A 19,113-nucleotide genomic window follows, 5' to 3' on the forward strand; every position below is an offset into this window, starting at 1 on the left:
CTTTTTATCTTCCAAAACTATCATATTTATCCTCTGCATATTTGGTAAATCGGTTCAGTAAAGCTACATTTTCCTTTTCCATAGGAGAAAGGTCATTATCTACATTGCTGGAAACAGGAATATACCAATCTGTTTGCTCAAAGAAGTTTCGGTAGGTTTCTTTTTTAAAAGAATAACCATGTCTTGCAAATACTGAGTTTTTGATGATCTCCAGGTCCAGTTTTCTTAAATTTTTAAGATCTTTTTCCGTCAGCTTCTGCTTGGATGCATTTAGTTTGAAGATCGCTTCAGAAGCGATACGGTTTTTAGAGGTTTTATAGCTTTCTGTTTTTCCCGTTGCTTCATCGGTATATTTTTCAGTAAATTCTTTAGGGTTTGACCAGTCTACGAGGTCAGAATCCTTATCCAGCATGAAATTGGGATTGTAAACGAACTCTTTTTTAGTCAGTTTAAGTGTTTTTGATGGGGCTTTAACGCTTGCTTTATCGAAAGCATTCCACTTTCCGGTTAAGCTGTCTCCTTTTAATTTTATTTCAAACCTTCCATCTGTTTTGTCATTGCCGGGTTCATCCAATACGAAAGATGCCGTAGATTCATTAAAAACACCTCGGAACGGACGCTGATTTCCATTAACGATACTTTGTCCGTACACGCTGTCTTTGGTGATTCTGTTGATCTTTAAAGAAATTCTTTTATAGTTGCTGACATCATATTCTGAGCCGTCTGTCTGGTCAACTACCTTTTCCATTCCGGCAAATTCGCCGGTATAAATTCCGTAATATTCCTGGTGAACTTCAGGGACTACCGCAGAATCCTTCTTTGTGGTCAGAGAATCTTTTCCTGATTCGGTAGTCTTTCCTTCTTTTTTGCAGCTTAACAGAGCAACTGTAAGCAGGGAAATCAGTGTGTAATTTACAATTTTCATAGATGTTTTTTTGTGATTAAATATTCAATAATAAGGATGTTGGGAATCCAACCCAGCCATGCAATGATCTGATAGACGTCCATTGGGTTGGGATGAAATAAATATACAATAATTACCTTCCACATTCTCAAGGTAATAGCAGATAATGTAAAAGCAAAACTCCGCCACATCCACTGCTTGTGTTCTTTAAACTTTTTCTGTCTCGCCAGCTGATAGGCTTTCAACGTTGAAAACCACCATAAAAAGCCTAAAATAACAAAGGAAATCTTCGATAAAATACCTCCATTGGCAAAAAGTCCCATATAAACTCCTGAAGGTGCCGCACAGATCAGGATGAGAAAAATATAGATTTTTCCTATGTTCCTGTGGAAATTTTTGAATCCAAAATCCTTTCTGAGCAACGCAAGAAAACCCGAAAGAAGTACAAAAATAGTTGTATAGACATGGGTATAGAAAAACGGAAGATATTCCGGCCTTTCTGTTACTTCTGTCTGTTTGATCATCAGAAAGCTCACCTCAGGATTAAAAGGAATATATTCTAAGGTAATCTTTAGCATCAGCCAAAAGAAATACCCGAACCCTATAACTAAAAGGATTTTAAAGAAAAAGGCAGTACTTCTTTTGGCGGATAACATTGTCCGTTATTCAAAGTTTATATTAAGAGGAAAAGTATAATAGCTGCGGACAATTATGCCATTGGATTTTGCTGGTTTCCATTGGGCTTTCAAAGACTTTAAAGCTCTTTCTGTTTCTTTATTGAAATCGGCATTATCTCCGGTTACTATGATGCCATCTATTTTACCTTCAATATTAACTGTAAACTTTGCCCTCGCAGTTATTATACCTTTCCCTTTTATTTTTCTCATCCTTATTTTGTCAGCAATATCTTTTCGAAGTGCCATCAGTCCTCCGGGATATTCTGCAGATTTTATGTCTTTTGATAAGACAGCCTCTTCAGACTGATCTTTAGCTGGTAAAATTTCGGTTTCCTTTACCTGAGAAAATGCTAGTCCAAAACCAAGGCACAAAGCGAAGGTTACTATTTTTTTCATGGTTTATTTTGTATTCAAATTATTTATTTTCAAAGAAATCAATGACTAATTCATTGAATAATTCCGGTTTTTCTTCTGGAACATAATGACTTGCATTTGGGATAATAGCTAATTGTCCTTTTGAGATAGATTCTGCGATTTTTACCGTATGTTCTGTTTTTATAAGATCATTATCACCAGCAATGATCAATGATGGGCACTGAATTTTATTCAGGTCTTCATACTTCCATTGGGGATACTTCAAATCCAGATTCAGAAGATCAATAAAGATATCATTTTTATGGTCTTTATTCTCTTTAATAAGGTTCACTAGCATTTCTTTCATGGATTTTAAATCATTATCTTTGACTCCTTCCGGAAAAATATTGGCTCCTGAGCATGCTATTTTGTCTACCATCTCCGGATATTTCATTGCCATAGACAGTGCGAGAATTCCTCCGTCACTCCAACCCAAAATCTTTGTTTTTTTGATGTTCAGCTTCTCTAAAAACTGCTTAAGATCCTCTGTCTGAATATCAAAAGTAAGTTCTTTCGTTTTGTCATACGTAGATCTTCCCCGTTCACGGCAATCGACAATGATCACTTTATATTTTTTGGCAAATGTATCTTTTTGGTTCATAAAAGCACTGATGGATTGGCCATTGCCATGAAGCATAAGAACCGGCTCACCTTCTCCATAGACTTCATAGTATAATTTGATGCCGTTAACATCAATAAATTTTCCTTCCGGCATTGCTCCGATAATACCACGACCTTTGATCAACAATGATTTTCTGCCACTGAATGGTTTGTAATCTGAAGTTTCAATTGTAAAATGTTTTACGTGCTTTATTTTCTGAGAACGGATTCCTTCAAACCAACCGTTCGAAGGTGCTATCTCTTTTTCAAAACCTGAGTTTTCCAAAGGAATTTCAGTCCATTTTTTTGACTTTCCATCATTGACTTCCAACTTAAAATCGTCAAAATAGAAATCCCCGTTGCTTTGTGCAAAAGCTCCGATATTCATAGTCTTTGCAGATGGATTGATGCTTCCTTTTATTTCGTAGGTTTTCCATTCATGGGTTACCTGGATTCCATAATATTGATTTTCAAAGAAACTAGTAGACTCATCTTTATTATCTATTCTGCACCATAATCCACAATTGGAACCATTATCCTCATTGTCTTTTCTGATTTTTGCCGTTATACGGAAGTTCCAGTTAGGTTTATTCTCTATATTGACAGCTTGCGTGAATGAAGTCCAGTCAGAGACAATTGTTTTTTCCTGGCCATATCCTAAACAGAACAAGAGTAGAAGTAAGAAACCGAATTTTTTTTTCATGTATTTAGTTTTTATTAAAAGTAATATTTTTTTACAAGCTGTTGAGATCCTGTGCAATCAGCCACCCCTCACTCCAGCATGCCTGGAAATTGAATCCTCCGGTCACGGCGTCAATATTCAAAACTTCTCCGGCGATATAGAAATTAGGGAGGATTTTTGAAGACATGTTTTTGAAGTTAATTTCCTTTAAATCAATGCCTCCAGCGGTTACAAACTCATCCTTAAAAGTAGATTTTCCGGTTACCTGAAACTTTTTTCTGCAAAGATTTTCCAGTATTTTCTGCATCTCTTTTCCGGAAATATTGGCTACCTGTTTATTAAGATCAACCTTTGAACTCTCCAGAATCTTCTGCCAGAATCGGTTGGTAATATCAAAGATCTTGGACTGGCCAATGGTCTTTTTAGGGTTGCTTTGCTTGAAATTATGGAACATTTCTTCCGCTTCATCCATTTCTATGGAGATAAAATTAACCTCAATTTCAAAGTTATATTTAAGTTTTGCCAGACTTATGGCTTCCCACGCAGAAATTTTCAGAACGGCAGGTCCGGAAAGTCCCCAGTGGGTAATAAGTAATGGTCCGCTTTCTTCTGTTTTAAGTTTTGGAATTGAAATTCCGGCGTTTTCAAAGCTTGTTCCAGGAAGATCTTTCAGCAATTCATCTTTGATATTGAATGTGAAAAGAGAAGGAACAAGTTCTACAATCTTATGGCCGAGATTTTCGACAATTTTCAGCGATTTTGGAGAACTTCCGGTCGTATAAACGATATAATCGGCTTCAAAATCTCCGGAATTGGTCTTTACAATATATTTTCCGTCCTGTTTTTCAATCTCTTTTACTGTACATTTTGTTTTTACCGAAATATTTTTCTTTTGAATTTCGTTCAGAAAAGCATTGATGATGGTCTGAGAAGAATTACTTTCAGGGAAAGTTCTGTTATCATTTTCAATTTTCAAGGGAACATCTCGTTGATCGAACCACTCCATCGTATCGCCAGGTTGAAATTTAGTAAAGACACTTAATAATTCCTTATTTCCACGGGGATAAAACTGAACCAATTCTCTTGGATCAAAGCATGCGTGAGTGACATTGCAGCGCCCGCCTCCGGAGATTTTAACTTTCTGAAGGACATCCGAGTTCTGTTCTAAAATGGTAACCGTATATTTCTTTTCGTCAAGATTTGATGCGCAGAAAAAGCCTGCAGCACCGCCTCCGATAATAATGATCTGTTTCATGTATATGTAATCCTATGCGGAAGATTATTTTTTCAAAAGTACAATTTTTATAAACCATCTTATTTGAGTATTTTTGAAGATTATAATTTTAATTATATCAAAAACGATTTTCATATGATTTTCTACCATAAATTTGAAGTAAGATGGAGCGATCTTGATGCCAATAAGCACCTTGCCAATTCATCATATGTACAGTATTGTGCACAGGCCAGAATGGCTTTTATGACTAAAGAGAAAATGGGAGTTACCCAGCTGAGCAGATGGGGAATAGGCCCGGTAATCCTGCATGAAAGATATTCTTTCTTCAAAGAGATCTATGCAGATCAGATCGTCATTGTAAGTGTAGAAATAGACGGATGCGCAGAAGATTCTTCCATCTACCGTTTCGTACACAAATTCTATACTCCGGACGGGATGCATTGTGCTACTGCAGAAGCTACGGGAGTATGGATTGATATGATGCTTAGAAAAATGACCACGCCACCGGATGATGTAGTGGAAGCAATGAATAAGTATAAAACCCCGGACACTGTTGTATTATCGAAAGAAGATTTCAAAAAGTTTCCTTTCCACCCACACAATATTGACCCGGCAGAAATTAATATATAAATGATGAATGATGGTTGATACAGAATGAGAATCTGTATTCAGGAATATCAATTATCATTTATCAATCATTACTTATAAAAAGAAATTTATGTTTGAAGATAAATCACAGGAGCTTACGCCCATTTCAAAATTAGGAGAATTTGGCCTTATTAAACATTTGACAGAACATTTTCCTTTATCCAATGAATCTTCAGAACTTGGAGTAGGAGATGACGCGGCAGTAATTAATCCGGACAACAAAAAAGTAGTTCTTACAACAGATGTCCTGGCGGAAGGAGTACACTTTAATCTTGGGTATGTGCCATTGAAGCACTTAGGGTATAAAGCTGTAGTGGTAAACCTTAGTGATATTGCTGCAATGAATGCGACCCCTACACAGATATTGGTTTCCCTTGCGGTATCTAACCGTTTTCCTGTGGAAGCTTTAGAAGAAATCTATTCCGGAATCCAGGCAGCATGTGGAAGATACAAAGTTGATTTGGTTGGAGGCGATACTACAAGTTCCAATTCTGGTCTCGTCATGAGTATTACAGCTGTAGGCATTGAAAATGAAGAAAATATCGTAAAAAGAAGCGGAGCAAAACCGAATGATCTTCTTGTCGTAACAGGAGATTTAGGTGGAGCCTATATGGGTTTACAGATTCTGGAAAGAGAACATGCAGTGTATCTTGCTGATCCGAATATGCAGCCGGAAATGGAAGGTTATGATTATATCCTTGAAAGACAATTGAAGCCTGAAGCAAGAACAGATGTTAAAACAATTCTGGAAGAGTTGGATATCATGCCAACTTCTATGATTGATATTTCAGACGGTCTGGCTTCTGAAATCCTTCACCTTTCAGATCAGTCAAATGTAGGATTCAGATTGTATGAAGAAAAAGTTCCGCTGGATAATCTTACCATCTCTACGGCAGATGAAATGAATTTGAACCCGGTAATGACAGCTTTAAGCGGTGGGGAAGATTATGAACTTCTGTTCACGATTTCACCAAATGATTTTGATAAAATTAAAAACCACCCGGATTTTACTATTATTGGACACGCAGTGGAAAAAGAAGAAGGAAATTTCATGGTTGCAAGAGGGTCCAACCAGCTGGTAGCTCTTACCGCTCAGGGTTGGGATGCTTTTTTAAACCAATAAACTGAAAATTATATTTAATTTTAAATATTGTAAGAAAACCGCAGCACATTTTTGCTGTGGTTTTTGTTTCCGGTTAATTATTTTACACTTTAATGATGACTACGCCTGAAAAAGAAATTCCCGTTCACCATTTGACTTCTGAAGAGTTCCAGATGAGTACGCTGAGTGCAGCGGGCCCGGAGAATTTTCATGATGTTCACCGGCATAATTTTTTTGAAATTATCTGGTTCAGGGAAGTGTATGAAAACAGCCGTTTAGAACTGGACTTTGAAAGCTATCAGCTTGAAAACAACCATATCTGCATCATTGCACCCGGACAGGCCTTTAATATGAAACTGGAAGGAGAGGAAGGATATGCAATGGCAATAAGCAGAGAAATTTTCAATGAAGCCTGTGATATAGAATCAGTACTCACAGGAGGCGAGATTCCTTTTCTTTTAAATCCTAAAAATGAAAAAACCTGCAGGACCATCATATCACTGATGGAGCAGGAGTATACAACAACATCAAGGACAGAACTCTTAAAGGCTTATCTCAAAGCATTTTGTATCATCATCGGAGAGCAGATTATCTCTCAGGAACCTTTATTGAATGACCGCCAGCGTATTCAGGAACTTGTGGGACTTATTGACAGACATTATATCGTGTATAAAGAGACTGGTTTTTATGCTGATCAGTTGAAAATAAGTACTCACCATCTAAATGATATAGTGCGCCATCTGAGGGGAACAACTGTAAAAAAGATGATCTCCCAGCGCCTTATCCTTGAGGCTAAAAGAGAGCTTAGCTTTGGAGCCCTCACGGTGAAGGAAATCGCTTTTAAACTCGGTTTTAACGATGCTTCATACTTTTCAAGGTTTTTTAAGAAACATACGGGGCAAAATCCTGACAACTTTAAGAATAATGAAAAAAGGTAATCCTCAATATTTACTGTAATGATAGGCTTATATTAATATTTTTTATTTTTAAATCTTCACTTTGTCCTATACTTCCTTCAGTTCTTTTATTGAAAAATGATACTTTTTAAAGCAATTTTGCAGCTGAAAAAATGCCTGCGAAGGCTTATTGTTATTTATGAAGAAGAATTTGAATATTGTAGTGTTTATTCTCGCACTGCTCAACACGTTGGAGTCGCTAAGTATAGATCTTTATCTCCCTGCTTTCCCAAGTATGTCCAAAATTTTTGACACTGATATCGGGCATATTCAGGTATCCATTTCTGTGTTTTTTGCAGGTTTTGCTTTCGGGCAGCTATTATGGGGGCCTTTATCTGATAAAAAAGGAAGAAAACCCATGTTGTACTGCGGGCTTTTACTTTTCATTATAGGAGCTACAGCCATCTATTTTACCTCGGATATTTATGTATTATGGGCGATGCGTTTTCTGCAGGCGTTCGGAGGAAGTGCCGGAATTGTGATCGGAAGGGCTATTATTATTGATCTCTATGACAAGCACAAAGCAGTCACCATCTTTTCACAACAATCACAGATCAGTGGGATTGCACCCATTGTTGCTCCTTTACTGGGAAGTGTATTCCTTAAATTCTGGGGCTGGAACAGTTCCTTTGCCTTTTTATGCATCATGGGATTGATCACATTTTTTATGGTTTACAAATATGTGCCGGAAACCAATACCAGAATCCATCTTTCCGATGATGAAAAGCTGGATGAAAAAGGATTAAAAGAACAGCTGAAAATGATCATCTCCAACAGAGATTTTATCAACAGTACAATGGTTGGGAGTATTGCTTTTGCTTCTTTGATTATTTACATCTCCAATGCCCCGTTTTTATTCATGGAGATTCATGGCTTTTCCAGCAGTACATTCAGTTTTATTTTTGCTTTCAACTCATTGGCATTGATAACCGCTGCTTATATTACACCCAAACTGATCAAGAGAATAAGCAATTCCACTCTTTTATTTGCTGCTACTATTGTTTTGTTGGTCGTATGTACCCTTCATATTCTGATTGCCGCTGAAAACCTTTCTGTAGCACTGGAAATTGCAATGCTGTACCTGTCATTGCTGGCCATTGGTATTTTGTTTCCCATTACGTCTGCCCATGCCTTATCACCATTTAAAGAAGGAAGAGGAACAGCCGCTGCATTACTTGGTTTTATGCAGTTGATGGTTACATTTTTGATGTCAGCATTACTGGGATTTTTAGAAGCAGATTCCATTATTCCGATGGTGGTAACGCGTTCTGCAATGGCATTGATTGCAGTAGGGTTCGGGTATCATATTTTTAAGAAGACAAAAGTAAGCGCTACAATAGTTCCTCAATCCGGAAATTAATCCTCCTATTTGATCCTGTTGTCATACAATCCCGGCACTTAATCAAGTAATTTTTGTAAAAAACAGCCAAAGGGTTCTCTTTGCATAAAATTTAAAATATGAAAAGAACCCTTTCGACAGCTTTATGCTGTATATTGCCATTAGGATATTGGGTAAGTGGACAGTCCGGGCTCTCCGCAGAGCTTAAAACAGAGTATATTCCTGCTTCCAATTATATCCGTCCGGAAGACAGTACAAAGACTAATTCTAAAAGTGATTTTAAAAGAGTAGATCTGAACCTCAGCATTCCGTTATCTGTAAAAAAAGATTCCAATGGGAAAGTAAGAGCATGGTCTATGCTGCTGAGTGGATCTTATGCAAAGATGACCCACAAAAATTACGAAACTGCATTATTTCCGGATCAGATGCTGAACGCACAGGTCGGAATACAGCATATGAGACCTTTAGGTAAAAAATGGAGTATGATGATGACGGCATCGGTAGGAGTGTATACAGACCTTGAAAAAATAGATTTCGATGATGTACTGGGACAGGGAGGAATTTTATTTATCAGACATTTTAATCCTAATCTTTCGTTAGGAGCCGGACCAGTGCTTACCACTGCTTTTGGTGTTCCTATGATTTTGCCCTGGATTTATTTCGACTGGAAGACAAACGGAAAGATTAAATTCAAAATTAATTTCCCGGAAGGAATGGAAGCCGGATATCTTTTCTCGGATAAATTTGCTTTAAAAGCTGTTGTAGAACTGAACGGAATGACAGCAGAGAGGAGTATAAACGGAAAATCAATGTTGTTAGGTTACCAGCAGATCACCGCAGGACTCAGACCGGAATTAAAAATCAATGACAAGCTCACAGTACGTCTCACGGGAGGTACAGCGATATTGAGAAGCTTTAGTGAAAACGACCGAAAAATCAGCGGCATTTTCAGAGACAAAAAAATAGCTGATCCAAGATTTTCGAGCACGTTTTACGCTGCAGTATCATTACGCTGGAATCTGCCATAAAAAACTGCCGGAAACGGGAAGTGAAATAACTTCCCGTTTCCGGCTTCTTTCTTCCGGCTATTTGCTGATCAGTTTCTTATACACCACCTGATTAAGCAATTCTTCTTTTCGGGTACGGGATATAGGGAGTTCAATTTTATTAATAAAAAGACGTCCTCCCGAAATCATATCAATATGGGTAATATTGATGAGGTAGGATTTATGAATCCTGAAAAAATGATCTGAAGGAAGTGACTCCTCAATGGCCTTCATAGTCTGATGAATAATCAGTGATTTATCTTTAAAATGAAGCTTGGTGTAATTCTGCATACTTTCAATATAGAGTATATCTACCCATGAAATTTTAATGAAGGTGTCAGACTGTCTTACATAGAGAAAAGGATCATCCAGCGTTGTATTATTTTTCAGTTTCTCACTGATGATAAACTGTTGCTGAGCCTTATTAACCGCCTGATAAAACCTGTTGAAGGCAATGGGTTTTAAGAGATAATCCGCCACCTGCAGGCGAAATCCTTCCAGAGCATACTCAGAATAAGCGGTAGTGAGAATACACAGAGGAGGATTTTCAAGCTGTTCCAAAAATTCCAGGCCCGTAAGATAAGGCATATTGATATCCAGGAAAAGAAGATCTATTTCGCTTTCCTTTACCTTCGCATTAGCTTCCAATGCTGTTGCGCATGTTCCCTCAACCGATAAAAAATCAATCTGACCGGCCAGTTCTTTAAGATGAAATCTTGCCAGAGGTTCATCATCAATAATAAGGCATTTCATTTTGGGTATATTAGAGCTCATAACTGTCAGATAATGTTAGTATTAATGTTATTCTAAAGATATGATTATCCGATTCGATATTCATATCATGGGAGTTAGGATATTGTAATTTCAACCGTTTTTTTACATTTTGAAGACCAATTCCGCCCGTTCCGTCTTTCTTTTTATAGGTCGCCATATCCGAATAGGAGTTTTCGACATAAAAATACAAACTGTTATTCTTTTCTTTACAGGAAATTTTCACATACCCTTTATGCCCCGGAAGCCTGCAAACGTATTTAAATGCATTTTCAATAAAAGGAACCAAAAGTAATGGGGCAATAAAAGCTTTTCTGTTATTGATCTGCCATTGGGCATTTACATCCAGTTCGTTTCCCCACCTCAGTTTTTCTACCTCAACAAGGTTTTGGAGATACTCAATCTCTTTATCCAAAGGAACCAGTGGTTGATTGCAATGATACAGCTGATATCGGAGAATGTCCGAAAATTTCATCAATAAAAAATCCGCCAGTTGTGTATCTGTTTTCATCAGAATATGAATATGATTCAGGATATTAAATACCACATGAGGATTGATCTGGTCCTGTAAAAGTTTGAGCTGGTTTTCCAGATGAGCCTGCTGAAGCAGAATATGATCGCGTTCTATTCTTCCGTGTTCGTTGTAAAATTTTACACCACACGCTGCTCCGTTGATCAGAAATGAGGCAGGCAGAGACATATAAAACCCCTTCCACAAAAAAGGTAACTGATCTCTGAAGTTTTCAGGAAGCTGATCTTTGGGCTCCACTTCAAGATACGTGAATATAACGGAGAAAACCAGACTAAGCATGAAGATAACCATTACCAGCTGTACCAGGAACAGTTTCATTTTCTTTTCCCTAAGAGCCTTCGGAAGAAGCTTATTGGTTAAAAAATGAGTAAATGTAAACGAGAATGCCGCAATAATTGCAGCCTGGGTCATCGCAAGATAAGTTTCTGTTGTGCTCTGGAAATTAAACCACAATACAATGGCTAATACAAGCCAGAAAATAAAAGTAAATATGTATTCTTTTACAATAAAAGATTTTGTCATGGAATTGGAAATAGGTTATAAAAAAATTAGAAACTGCAGGGAAAAACAGTTTCTAATGGTAAAGATAATTTAAGTTTCTTAGAATAGGAAATAACCTATTCCGAGGGAAAAACTGTGGGGTTTGGACTTAAATTCTTTATTGATGCTTGTAAGACCGGTCTCGTATCTCAAATCTACAGTGAAGTTCTTATAATCTAATCCTACACCTCCCGTAATGCCAATATTGGATTTGTCAAACTTTTTAAATCCCTCCTGAAGAGCCTGCGAAGTAGAAACTTTATTGTTGAAGGCGTAGCTGTAAACACCCCCAGCGAATACTCTCACATTAAAATCGTCTGCTTTAATAATTTTATATCCTACTACCACAGGAATATCAATAGCGTTCCATGAAAGTTTTGAAGAGCTTCCGTCTTGGGATTGGTATGATGTTTTTCTTTTGTTGAACAGAGCTTCTCCCTGTACATACAGTTTTCCGATATCTAATCTTGTCATTACACCTGCCTGATAACCGAATCCATATTTCCCTTCCAGAGAAGATTCCGTGGAGGTTTTTGTAAAGTTTGCCCCTCCCTTTACCCCAATGTGAAAAGCCGGAGTCTGTTGTGCTTTTGTTTCTATACTGCAAAAAATGCATAATAACAATGCACTTAAAGCGAAAAATTGCTGCTTCATAATTTTATTATTGTTAAAAATCTGGTGCAAAACAACAACTATGATGGAAAGGATGAAATTTTATTTGATGAATGGCAGAGATGCTATGACAAGGATCTGTTTTAGGGTGAAAAATAAAACCGGAAATAATACTACTTCCGGTTTTTTTATTGTGCAAAAGGTTATCCTTTATCTATTTCACAGACCTTTCCAATTTGTCTTGCAGCACATAGCATCTTCTTCTATTGTCATTGACACATAGATTCTTCATTTCGCTGCGTTACATTCAGAATTACAGAATCATAATAAAATAAGATAGCAGGATTAATGTAAAATTGTAAATAATTACCTTAACTTTTAATAAACTTTAAACTTTTTCTGATGGTAGTGCCGTCATATATATTGAGCATATATATGCCATCCGGCAATGTTGAGACTGATATTTCCTCTCCGTTTGTATGTCCGGTTTTAAGTATCTTACCCTGTACATTCAGGATTCTGTATGAAGTCTGTTTACCATCCAGTCCCTTTACCTGGATAAAGCTATGAGTGGGATTCGGCAACAGTTTGATATTATCTGTATTTCCAGGAGCCGCTACAGAACGCTGCTGTACGGCTCCGGTATTATTGCAGTACGGTAAAGCCGACAGGTCAATGTTTGGAGCCTGAGCAGGCGCAGTAACGTTCAGTAATGAATTTGCCGGAGTATACTCATTGGTAAATCCACCGTTTCTTAAGAAAAATTTATTATTAGCAGTCCCTCCGGAAGCATCTACTCTCTGATTGGTGGAGTAAGTATTATCAACGGTAAAATTTGCTTTTGAAATCGGTATCCATTTTCCTTGTTCCGTTCTTACCCATTGGTTTCCGAATTCAGCCTTTCTGCCGAGATAACCATTTTCAGCCTCAAAATTTTCAACAAAACTGTAAAATCCTTTTAAATAAGTACTGGTATAAGGCCTCTTCCAGCTTGCAATCAACATCCAGCATCCAGCTTCCGGGTTAAAAAACCAGGCTGTGTAATCGGTATTGCCAACTCCATCCGGATTTGCCTTAAGCAGAAATTTATAGGTAAGACCCGCTTTCCATGGGAAAACAAGGTAGCTCTGTCCTCCTGACCCTTCATTACCGAATTCGCCAATGGTAACATTTTCCCCCTTACAGTTTAATTTTACCTTTTTATCGTCAGGAATTGAAGTAGGATCGTCTGTTTCGAAGGGACTCCATACTGAAAATAAAACACGTCTTTCCTGTGCTGTATTTACCTGCATTCCAAAATAACCTTCTCCGAAACCGTTTATCATAAAATAAGAGCCAATGTTATCCTGGCCAACAGGCACTGTTACTTCATTGTAGTAGTAGGAAACATTCTCAGAAGTAGGAACAACGTAGCCTAAGTGACAGGAAGGACCTCTTCTCGCCCAATAATAATAATCCGGATTGTTACAGAAAATAGTATTTCCAGATGTTGCAGGTCCATCAATCTGCAGATCAGATACGCGTCCGAAATAGAGTCCGTTTTTGCTCACCCCCTGAAGGTCTACTTTTACATATCCCGCGGGTACATAAAAGCTTCCTGCAGAATAGGTATTAAAAGTGGTTCCCTTCATAAAGATCTTGTGTGAAACTCCATTGACAGTAACCTTAATTGTACTGCTTTTGTCAAAGAATACCTTTGCAATGACATTAATGTTTAGCATTCCACTGGTGCTTACTTTAAAATAGGTGCTTACTACCGCTTGCGAACTTGTCCAGTTTATCAGTCCGTAATCACTAATCTCCTCTGTTCCATTGCTTACCGGCCGGGTTATAAAGGCATTTCCGCTAAGAGGAATTTTATAAGTGTTTCCGTTATAGGGAATAATGCCCGATCCTGAAGCCAAAACAAGATGGGCCGTGAAAAAGAATGCAATTAATAAAAAAATTGATTTTAATACTCTCATTCGTGTAATTTTTTGTTAAAAGTAATAATGTAAAAGGTTAGAATCGAGAGAAAATGAACGAAAATTCAAATTTGATATAAATTCACTTTTATTTGAATTTTTTTGTTTAAAATATTTTGATTTTAAGACTGCTAGATTTAAAAACAAAAGAATGATTAGTGTATTTTTTTACTATAAAGAGTATATTTTGTGATTTTTATAGAAATAAATGACAAATTTCATGGGAGAGATACCTTTTGGATACAAATAGTAAGAATAATAAAACCGGAAGCAGTAATGCTTCCGGTTTTTTATTTAATTTTAATAAGGCTGTTCCTCGCAAATAGAAGGAGGAGTACATCCGCCGCCTCCAGGGTTTCCACCGCCACCTACGGCAATGCATTGTCCGGGATTTCCGTCTTCATACATTTCACAGGCATATCCCCATGCGCATTGACAGTCGTCCTGACAATTGTAAGAGTTGCCTCCCATATGACAGCCATCTATGCCGCTGCCCAGAATCGCAGATAAGTCTTTTCTCAAAAGTTTTTTCATTGTTTTCATGATAATTGGTATTAAATGTTATTGTTTACAATTGTACATCCTTGTAAATATAATAAAATTGTCTTAATGTGTTGTAAATGAATTTTATGTGGAGCTTTTATATAAAGAAAAGCCACTGCAAAAGTGGCTTTCTTATGATGAATAGAAAAAGATGTCTTAGAAGCTGAATTCTTTCTGATACAGCATACGTTCTTTTGTAAAAAGAGGAATAGTTCCTTCATATCGTAAAGGAGCGATTCCAAAACCGTAGAACATATCAGCCTGAATTTTACCTTTTACAGTAATCACTCCTTTTCTTGCCGGAACGAAGGTTAACCCTAAAGATGAAAGGGCAGAAGCTCTTCCTTTTAAACCCGAATTGGCAATAGGAATGGTAAGAAACATCAACCCTACAGCTCCTTTGGCTTCTAAACCGGCTTCGGCAGATAAATTACCTTCTGCAACAGTGATAGCAGGTTCTGATTTCTTATGAAGGTCAATATTAATCGCTGGATTTTTGCTTATCAGGAAGTTAGCATTCCCTTCAAGATCCAAAAGCTGGGCCTGTACTTTTCCTGTAGCCTGTACTCCCAGGAAAGGACCTGCAGAAAGAGTAGGGCTTAAAATCAGTCCTGTAGGTCCCAAAACGATAGGAACGATAGGAATATTCAGGTAATCTGTTGTACTTGCGGTGTAGCCAAGGCTTCCTACAATAGTTGCGGAGCTTTTAAGTTTGATATCATCCATGATGAGGTTAACATAGAAGTTGGACAAATGCCCCCATGAGAATGTGATATTATAATCAATTTTTGGAGTAAACCCTCCTTTTACATTGACACTGGATGTCCCTGCTGAAGATAAAGGAAATGAAAAGGTTCTGTTAAAATCAAAACGGTTGAAAGTGATTAATTTCTGATTTTGAATGTTTTTGGCTTCAATAGAAAGTATTTTTTTGTTGATCTGCTCAGAAACCATACCTTCTACAGGGACATAATTGACCATTTTTCCATCAATATTGATGGGAGCTTTCCCTGATGGATCATACACACCGCTCAGTGTTCCGCTATAGATAAATTCTTCAAGCTTGGCACTGGAAGTTTGCACTTTAAACTGGTTATTCAATTTTGAAACAGAGCTTACTTTTGAAAGAATAGTGTTCACCTGATCACCTTCTATCTTAGTCCCTACAATAACAGTTCCTACTGAAATACTGTCAGTTTGCGGAGTCATACGGCTAAATGTAATTTCTCCGTCGTTATGAGTGGAAATTGCATTGACAGATTCATCATTCAGAATAATAACATTCTTCTGTAAAGTCAGATTTCCTAAAGTCTTCATAGGAGCAGACTCCGCAGGTTTTTCAACAGGCAGATCGGCAGGATCATCCTGAGAACAAGATGTTAAAAGAAACAAACAGAAAATAGATAACAGAAAAGTAAAGTAAAAATTTCTGTTGATTTTAAAGTGGTTGGATTTCATTTTCATATAAAGTGATTTTAAGTTTTAATCAAAATTAGGTGAATTATTTAAAACTTACAAACGAATTATGTTAAATTAATAACAACAACATAATGATCTTCAATTATGGCTTCTGTTATATGAAAAATAAAACCCGCTATCACAATAGCGGGTTCCAGATATTATTTTTTAAAGGACATTGTTAAGGGAACAGAAACATTTGAAGAAACCGGTTTCCCTTTATCTTCTGCGGGTTTCCATTTGCCTTTATATTTAATCCGGTAAAAAGCGGCTTCAATGAAAGCGTTTACATCTTCATTGTTTCCTTTTACATTGGGATTAAGCGCATTCCCCTTAGAATCTACTACAAAACTTATAGTAGCTTTGTAAGTATCTGAAGAAAAGTTGAGAAAATCAAGATCTACAGCTTCATATAAAAGTTTTTGAAAAGCAGCCTTACCCTTATCGTATTCTGCTTCTTTACTTACTTTTGTTTTTACAGGAGGATCTACAGCGATCATTTTCTGATCTTCAAGAGAGGCTTTGTCCAAAGCGGTCTTGTAGGCTGTTATTTTATCCTCTGTCAAAAGCCATTCTTTCTTGGTTCTTAAATCATTAGGCTTAGGATATTTATTATACAGGGCCGTTTTCTTTCTTTCATAGCGTGAGTCTGCCCTTTGAAATTCAGAAATCTGGGCACTGCTGAAAATAAAAGTGAAAATGAATGCTGATGCTAAGACCTTTTTCATGATTTATTACGCTTTTACAATATTAATAATGACTTCAGTTGCTTTTTCCATACTTTCCAAAGCTACATATTCGTATGGTCCGTGGAAATTGATTCCTCCTGCGAAAATATTCGGGCATGGAAGTCCCATATAAGAAAGCTGAGCGCCATCTGTACCTCCTCTGATTGCCTTGATCTTGGGCTCAATACCAGCTTCAGTCATTGCTTTTGCAGCAAGATCTACGATGTGCATTTTACCCTCAAACTGCTGCTTCATGTTTCTGTATTGCTCCTTGATCTCCACTTCAGCAGTTCCTTCACCGTGTTTTTGATTGAATTCAGCTACTTTTTCTTCCATGAATTTCTTTCTGGCTTCAAATTTATCTGCATCATGATCCCGGATGATATATTGAAGTTTAGCCTCTGAAATATCAGCCGTAATATCCATTAGGTGGTAGAATCCGTCAAAACCTTTTGTTGTAGAAGGAGTTTCGTTAGCAGGAAGCATTTGAGCAAATTCAGCAGCTAAAAGTGCAGCATTGATCATTTTTCCGTACGCATATCCAGGGTGAACACTTAATCCGTGGATTTTCACAACCGCTCCGGCAGCGTTAAAGTTCTCATATTCAAGTTCTCCAACTTCTCCGCCATCCATTGTGTAAGCCCATTCTGCACCAAATTTAGCAACATCAAATTTATGAGCACCTCTTCCAATTTCTTCATCTGGTGTAAATCCTATGGCAATTCTTCCATGTTTGATTTCCGGATGCGCGATAAGATATTCAGCAGCTGTTACAATCTCTGCACAACCTGCTTTATCATCAGCACCAAGAAGTGTATTTCCGTCAGTCGTAATTAATGTCTGACCAACATATTTTTTTAAGCTTTCAAATCTTGAAGGAGATAAGGTGAATCCTGTTGTCTGGTTCAAAAGAAGATCATTTCCATCATAGTTTTCCCAGACCTGAGGCTTTACATTTTCTCCGCTGAAATCAGGTGAAGTATCATAATGTGAAATAAATCCGATGGTAGGTCTGTCATCATTTTCAAGGTTAGAAGGAACATAGCCCATAATATAACCATTGCTGTCTATAGAAACATCTTCCAGACCGATGGTTTTAAGTTCTTCAGTAATATAGTTGGCAATATCCCACTGACGTTCAGTAGAAGGTGTAGTTTCACTTTCTGCATCACTGGTAGAATATATTTTTACATAGCTAAGAAAACGGTTCAGTAATTTTTCTTTCCACAAAGGGTTGAATTCTATTGTACTCATCAGATATCATAAATTTTAACAAAGTTAGCAAATTTGATGCTGAGAATACGTTATTTGCGATTTAATATCAGTTATTGAAATTTTAAATCAGATATAAATCTTTGAAAATCAAAATAGTGTTAGCTTTGTATGTACAGTATACCAAGTAGTTTAGTTTTATTATATTTGAGAAAATCAAAAAGTAAAAATGTTTCTTACCGAATGTCCTAGAGATGCTATGCAGGGATGGGGAGAATTTATCCCTACCGATAAAAAAATAGATTATATCAACTCCTTGATGGATGTTGGCTTTGATGTATTGGACTGCCTGAGTTTTGTTTCCCCTAAAGCGATTCCGCAGATGGCTGACTCTGATGAGGTGGCAAAAAATATCGAAAAATCACTGTCCAAAACCAAAGTTTCTGCCATTATAGGTAATTACAGAGGTGCCGAAAAAGCATTGAAACATGAGTCTGTAGATATCCTGGGCTTCCCTTTTTCTATTTCCGAAACGTTTCAACACAGAAATACCAATAAAAGCCAGGAAGAAGCTTTTGATGAAATCATTAAAATGCTTGAACTGGTAAAAAGTGAAGGGAAACAGCTTAATATTTATTTCTCAATGGCTTTTGGAAATCCGTATGGTGAAATGTGGAAATGGGAAGATGTAGACCAATGGGCACAAAAGTTCTCGGATATCGGAGTGAAAGATATCTTATTATCAGATACTACCGGAGTGGCCACTCCTGAAACCATTGCCCTTTTGTTTGAAAAAATACCTTCAAAATATCCGGATATTAATTTTGGAGGACACTTCCATAACCGCTATGAAGATTCCTACTCAAAATTAAAAGCCGCTTACAATCAAGGCTGCCGAAGATTTGACAGTGCGATCAAAGGAATAGGAGGATGTCCTATGGCTAAGGATGATCTTGTAGGAAATATGCCTACAGAACAGGTGATCAACTTTATGAGCGTTGAAAAAGCAGAACATAAACTGAACCTTCTGAATTTTGAAAGTTCTTACAATAAAGCGAAGGATATTTTTCATTTTTAATATCATGAAGAATAAAATATCAATAGGAGCGGGCTTTAGCCCGCTTTATTATATTAAAATACAACAGGCTTTA

The 19,113-nt window shown here is 37.1% G+C and carries 19 protein-coding genes; 6 read left to right on the forward strand and 13 right to left on the reverse strand.

All coding sequences use genetic code 11. From position 1 onward, the window contains the following. Window positions 1–4: 4 nt before the first annotated feature. From J2786_RS14700 to J2786_RS14720, 5 genes are read right to left on the reverse strand one after another with little or no spacing between them, the layout of a single operon-like run. On the reverse strand, window positions 5–925 hold the full coding sequence (locus J2786_RS14700) for a YARHG domain-containing protein (RefSeq protein ID WP_047426646.1): 921 nt from the start codon (window positions 923–925) through the stop codon (window positions 5–7). Further along, complete coding sequence (locus J2786_RS14705; RefSeq protein WP_047426649.1) at window positions 922–1,560, reverse strand: DUF2306 domain-containing protein; 639 nt, start codon at window positions 1,558–1,560, stop codon at window positions 922–924. Before J2786_RS14705 ends, J2786_RS14700 begins: the two co-directional genes overlap by 4 nt. A gap of 6 nt (window positions 1,561–1,566) precedes the next feature. Then, complete coding sequence (locus J2786_RS14710; RefSeq protein WP_052186719.1) at window positions 1,567–1,977, reverse strand: energy transducer TonB; 411 nt, start codon at window positions 1,975–1,977, stop codon at window positions 1,567–1,569. A 19-nt stretch (window positions 1,978–1,996) separates the two neighbouring features. Next, a complete protein-coding gene (locus tag J2786_RS14715; protein ID WP_047426653.1) occupies window positions 1,997–3,298 on the reverse strand; it encodes an alpha/beta fold hydrolase in 1,302 nt (433 codons plus the stop codon). Between the two features lie 31 nt (window positions 3,299–3,329). After that, the gene (locus J2786_RS14720) at window positions 3,330–4,532 is read right to left on the reverse strand and encodes a BaiN/RdsA family NAD(P)/FAD-dependent oxidoreductase (RefSeq protein ID WP_047426658.1); all 1,203 of its coding nucleotides are present in this window, start codon (window positions 4,530–4,532) and stop codon (window positions 3,330–3,332) included. A 114-nt stretch (window positions 4,533–4,646) separates the two neighbouring features. On the opposite strand from J2786_RS14720, the gene J2786_RS14725 reads away from it, so the two are divergent. The 5 genes from J2786_RS14725 (at window position 4,647) to J2786_RS14745 (ending at window position 9,584) form a co-directional block, all read left to right on the forward strand. Next, window positions 4,647–5,141: an acyl-CoA thioesterase gene (locus J2786_RS14725; protein ID WP_047427802.1), complete on the forward strand. Its 495-nt coding sequence runs from the start codon at window positions 4,647–4,649 to the stop codon at window positions 5,139–5,141. Window positions 5,142–5,229: 88 nt separating this feature from the next. Further along, the gene (thiL, locus tag J2786_RS14730; RefSeq protein ID WP_047426661.1) at window positions 5,230–6,282 is read left to right on the forward strand and encodes a thiamine-phosphate kinase; all 1,053 of its coding nucleotides are present in this window, start codon (window positions 5,230–5,232) and stop codon (window positions 6,280–6,282) included. Between the two features lie 92 nt (window positions 6,283–6,374). Next, window positions 6,375–7,199, forward strand: coding sequence for a helix-turn-helix domain-containing protein (locus tag J2786_RS14735; protein WP_082001890.1), 825 nt, complete (start codon window positions 6,375–6,377; stop codon window positions 7,197–7,199). A 157-nt stretch (window positions 7,200–7,356) separates the two neighbouring features. Continuing rightward, window positions 7,357–8,577, forward strand: a complete 1,221-nt coding sequence (locus J2786_RS14740; RefSeq protein WP_156121302.1) for a multidrug effflux MFS transporter — start codon at window positions 7,357–7,359, stop codon at window positions 8,575–8,577. A gap of 98 nt (window positions 8,578–8,675) precedes the next feature. After that, the gene (locus J2786_RS14745) at window positions 8,676–9,584 is read left to right on the forward strand and encodes a DUF6268 family outer membrane beta-barrel protein (RefSeq protein ID WP_047426667.1); all 909 of its coding nucleotides are present in this window, start codon (window positions 8,676–8,678) and stop codon (window positions 9,582–9,584) included. Between the two features lie 57 nt (window positions 9,585–9,641). On the opposite strand, the gene J2786_RS14750 is transcribed toward J2786_RS14745, so the two are convergent. The 8 genes from J2786_RS14750 to pepT all read right to left on the reverse strand — a co-directional run bounded on the left by J2786_RS14750 (window position 9,642) and on the right by pepT (window position 18,004). Continuing rightward, window positions 9,642–10,376, reverse strand: coding sequence for a LytR/AlgR family response regulator transcription factor (locus tag J2786_RS14750; RefSeq protein ID WP_047426670.1), 735 nt, complete (start codon window positions 10,374–10,376; stop codon window positions 9,642–9,644). After that, window positions 10,366–11,427, reverse strand: a complete 1,062-nt coding sequence (locus J2786_RS14755) for a sensor histidine kinase (RefSeq protein WP_047426673.1) — start codon at window positions 11,425–11,427, stop codon at window positions 10,366–10,368. The genes J2786_RS14750 and J2786_RS14755 overlap by 11 nt, the downstream gene beginning before the upstream one ends. Before the next feature lie 78 nt (window positions 11,428–11,505). Beyond that, window positions 11,506–12,099 (reverse strand): porin family protein, encoded by a 594-nt coding sequence (locus J2786_RS14760; protein WP_047426676.1) that lies wholly within the window; start codon window positions 12,097–12,099, stop codon window positions 11,506–11,508. Between the two features lie 329 nt (window positions 12,100–12,428). Continuing rightward, window positions 12,429–14,021: a DUF3472 domain-containing protein gene (locus J2786_RS14765; RefSeq protein ID WP_052186721.1), complete on the reverse strand. Its 1,593-nt coding sequence runs from the start codon at window positions 14,019–14,021 to the stop codon at window positions 12,429–12,431. Between the two features lie 300 nt (window positions 14,022–14,321). Then, window positions 14,322–14,555: a hypothetical protein gene (locus J2786_RS14770; RefSeq protein WP_184935568.1), complete on the reverse strand. Its 234-nt coding sequence runs from the start codon at window positions 14,553–14,555 to the stop codon at window positions 14,322–14,324. A 165-nt stretch (window positions 14,556–14,720) separates the two neighbouring features. Next, window positions 14,721–16,028: a hypothetical protein gene (locus J2786_RS14775; protein WP_052186722.1), complete on the reverse strand. Its 1,308-nt coding sequence runs from the start codon at window positions 16,026–16,028 to the stop codon at window positions 14,721–14,723. A gap of 155 nt (window positions 16,029–16,183) precedes the next feature. Then, a complete protein-coding gene (locus J2786_RS14780) occupies window positions 16,184–16,750 on the reverse strand; it encodes an energy transducer TonB (RefSeq protein WP_047426685.1) in 567 nt (188 codons plus the stop codon). A 6-nt stretch (window positions 16,751–16,756) separates the two neighbouring features. Then, window positions 16,757–18,004, reverse strand: a complete 1,248-nt coding sequence (gene pepT / locus J2786_RS14785) for a peptidase T (protein WP_047426688.1) — start codon at window positions 18,002–18,004, stop codon at window positions 16,757–16,759. A gap of 187 nt (window positions 18,005–18,191) precedes the next feature. On the opposite strand from pepT, the gene J2786_RS14790 reads away from it, so the two are divergent. Beyond that, on the forward strand, window positions 18,192–19,040 hold the full coding sequence (locus J2786_RS14790; RefSeq protein ID WP_047426690.1) for a hydroxymethylglutaryl-CoA lyase: 849 nt from the start codon (window positions 18,192–18,194) through the stop codon (window positions 19,038–19,040). Window positions 19,041–19,113 lie beyond the last annotated feature (73 nt).

It is taken from the genome of Chryseobacterium vietnamense (assembly GCF_031454475.1).
In the GTDB taxonomy this organism is placed as follows: domain Bacteria; phylum Bacteroidota; class Bacteroidia; order Flavobacteriales; family Weeksellaceae; genus Chryseobacterium; species Chryseobacterium vietnamense.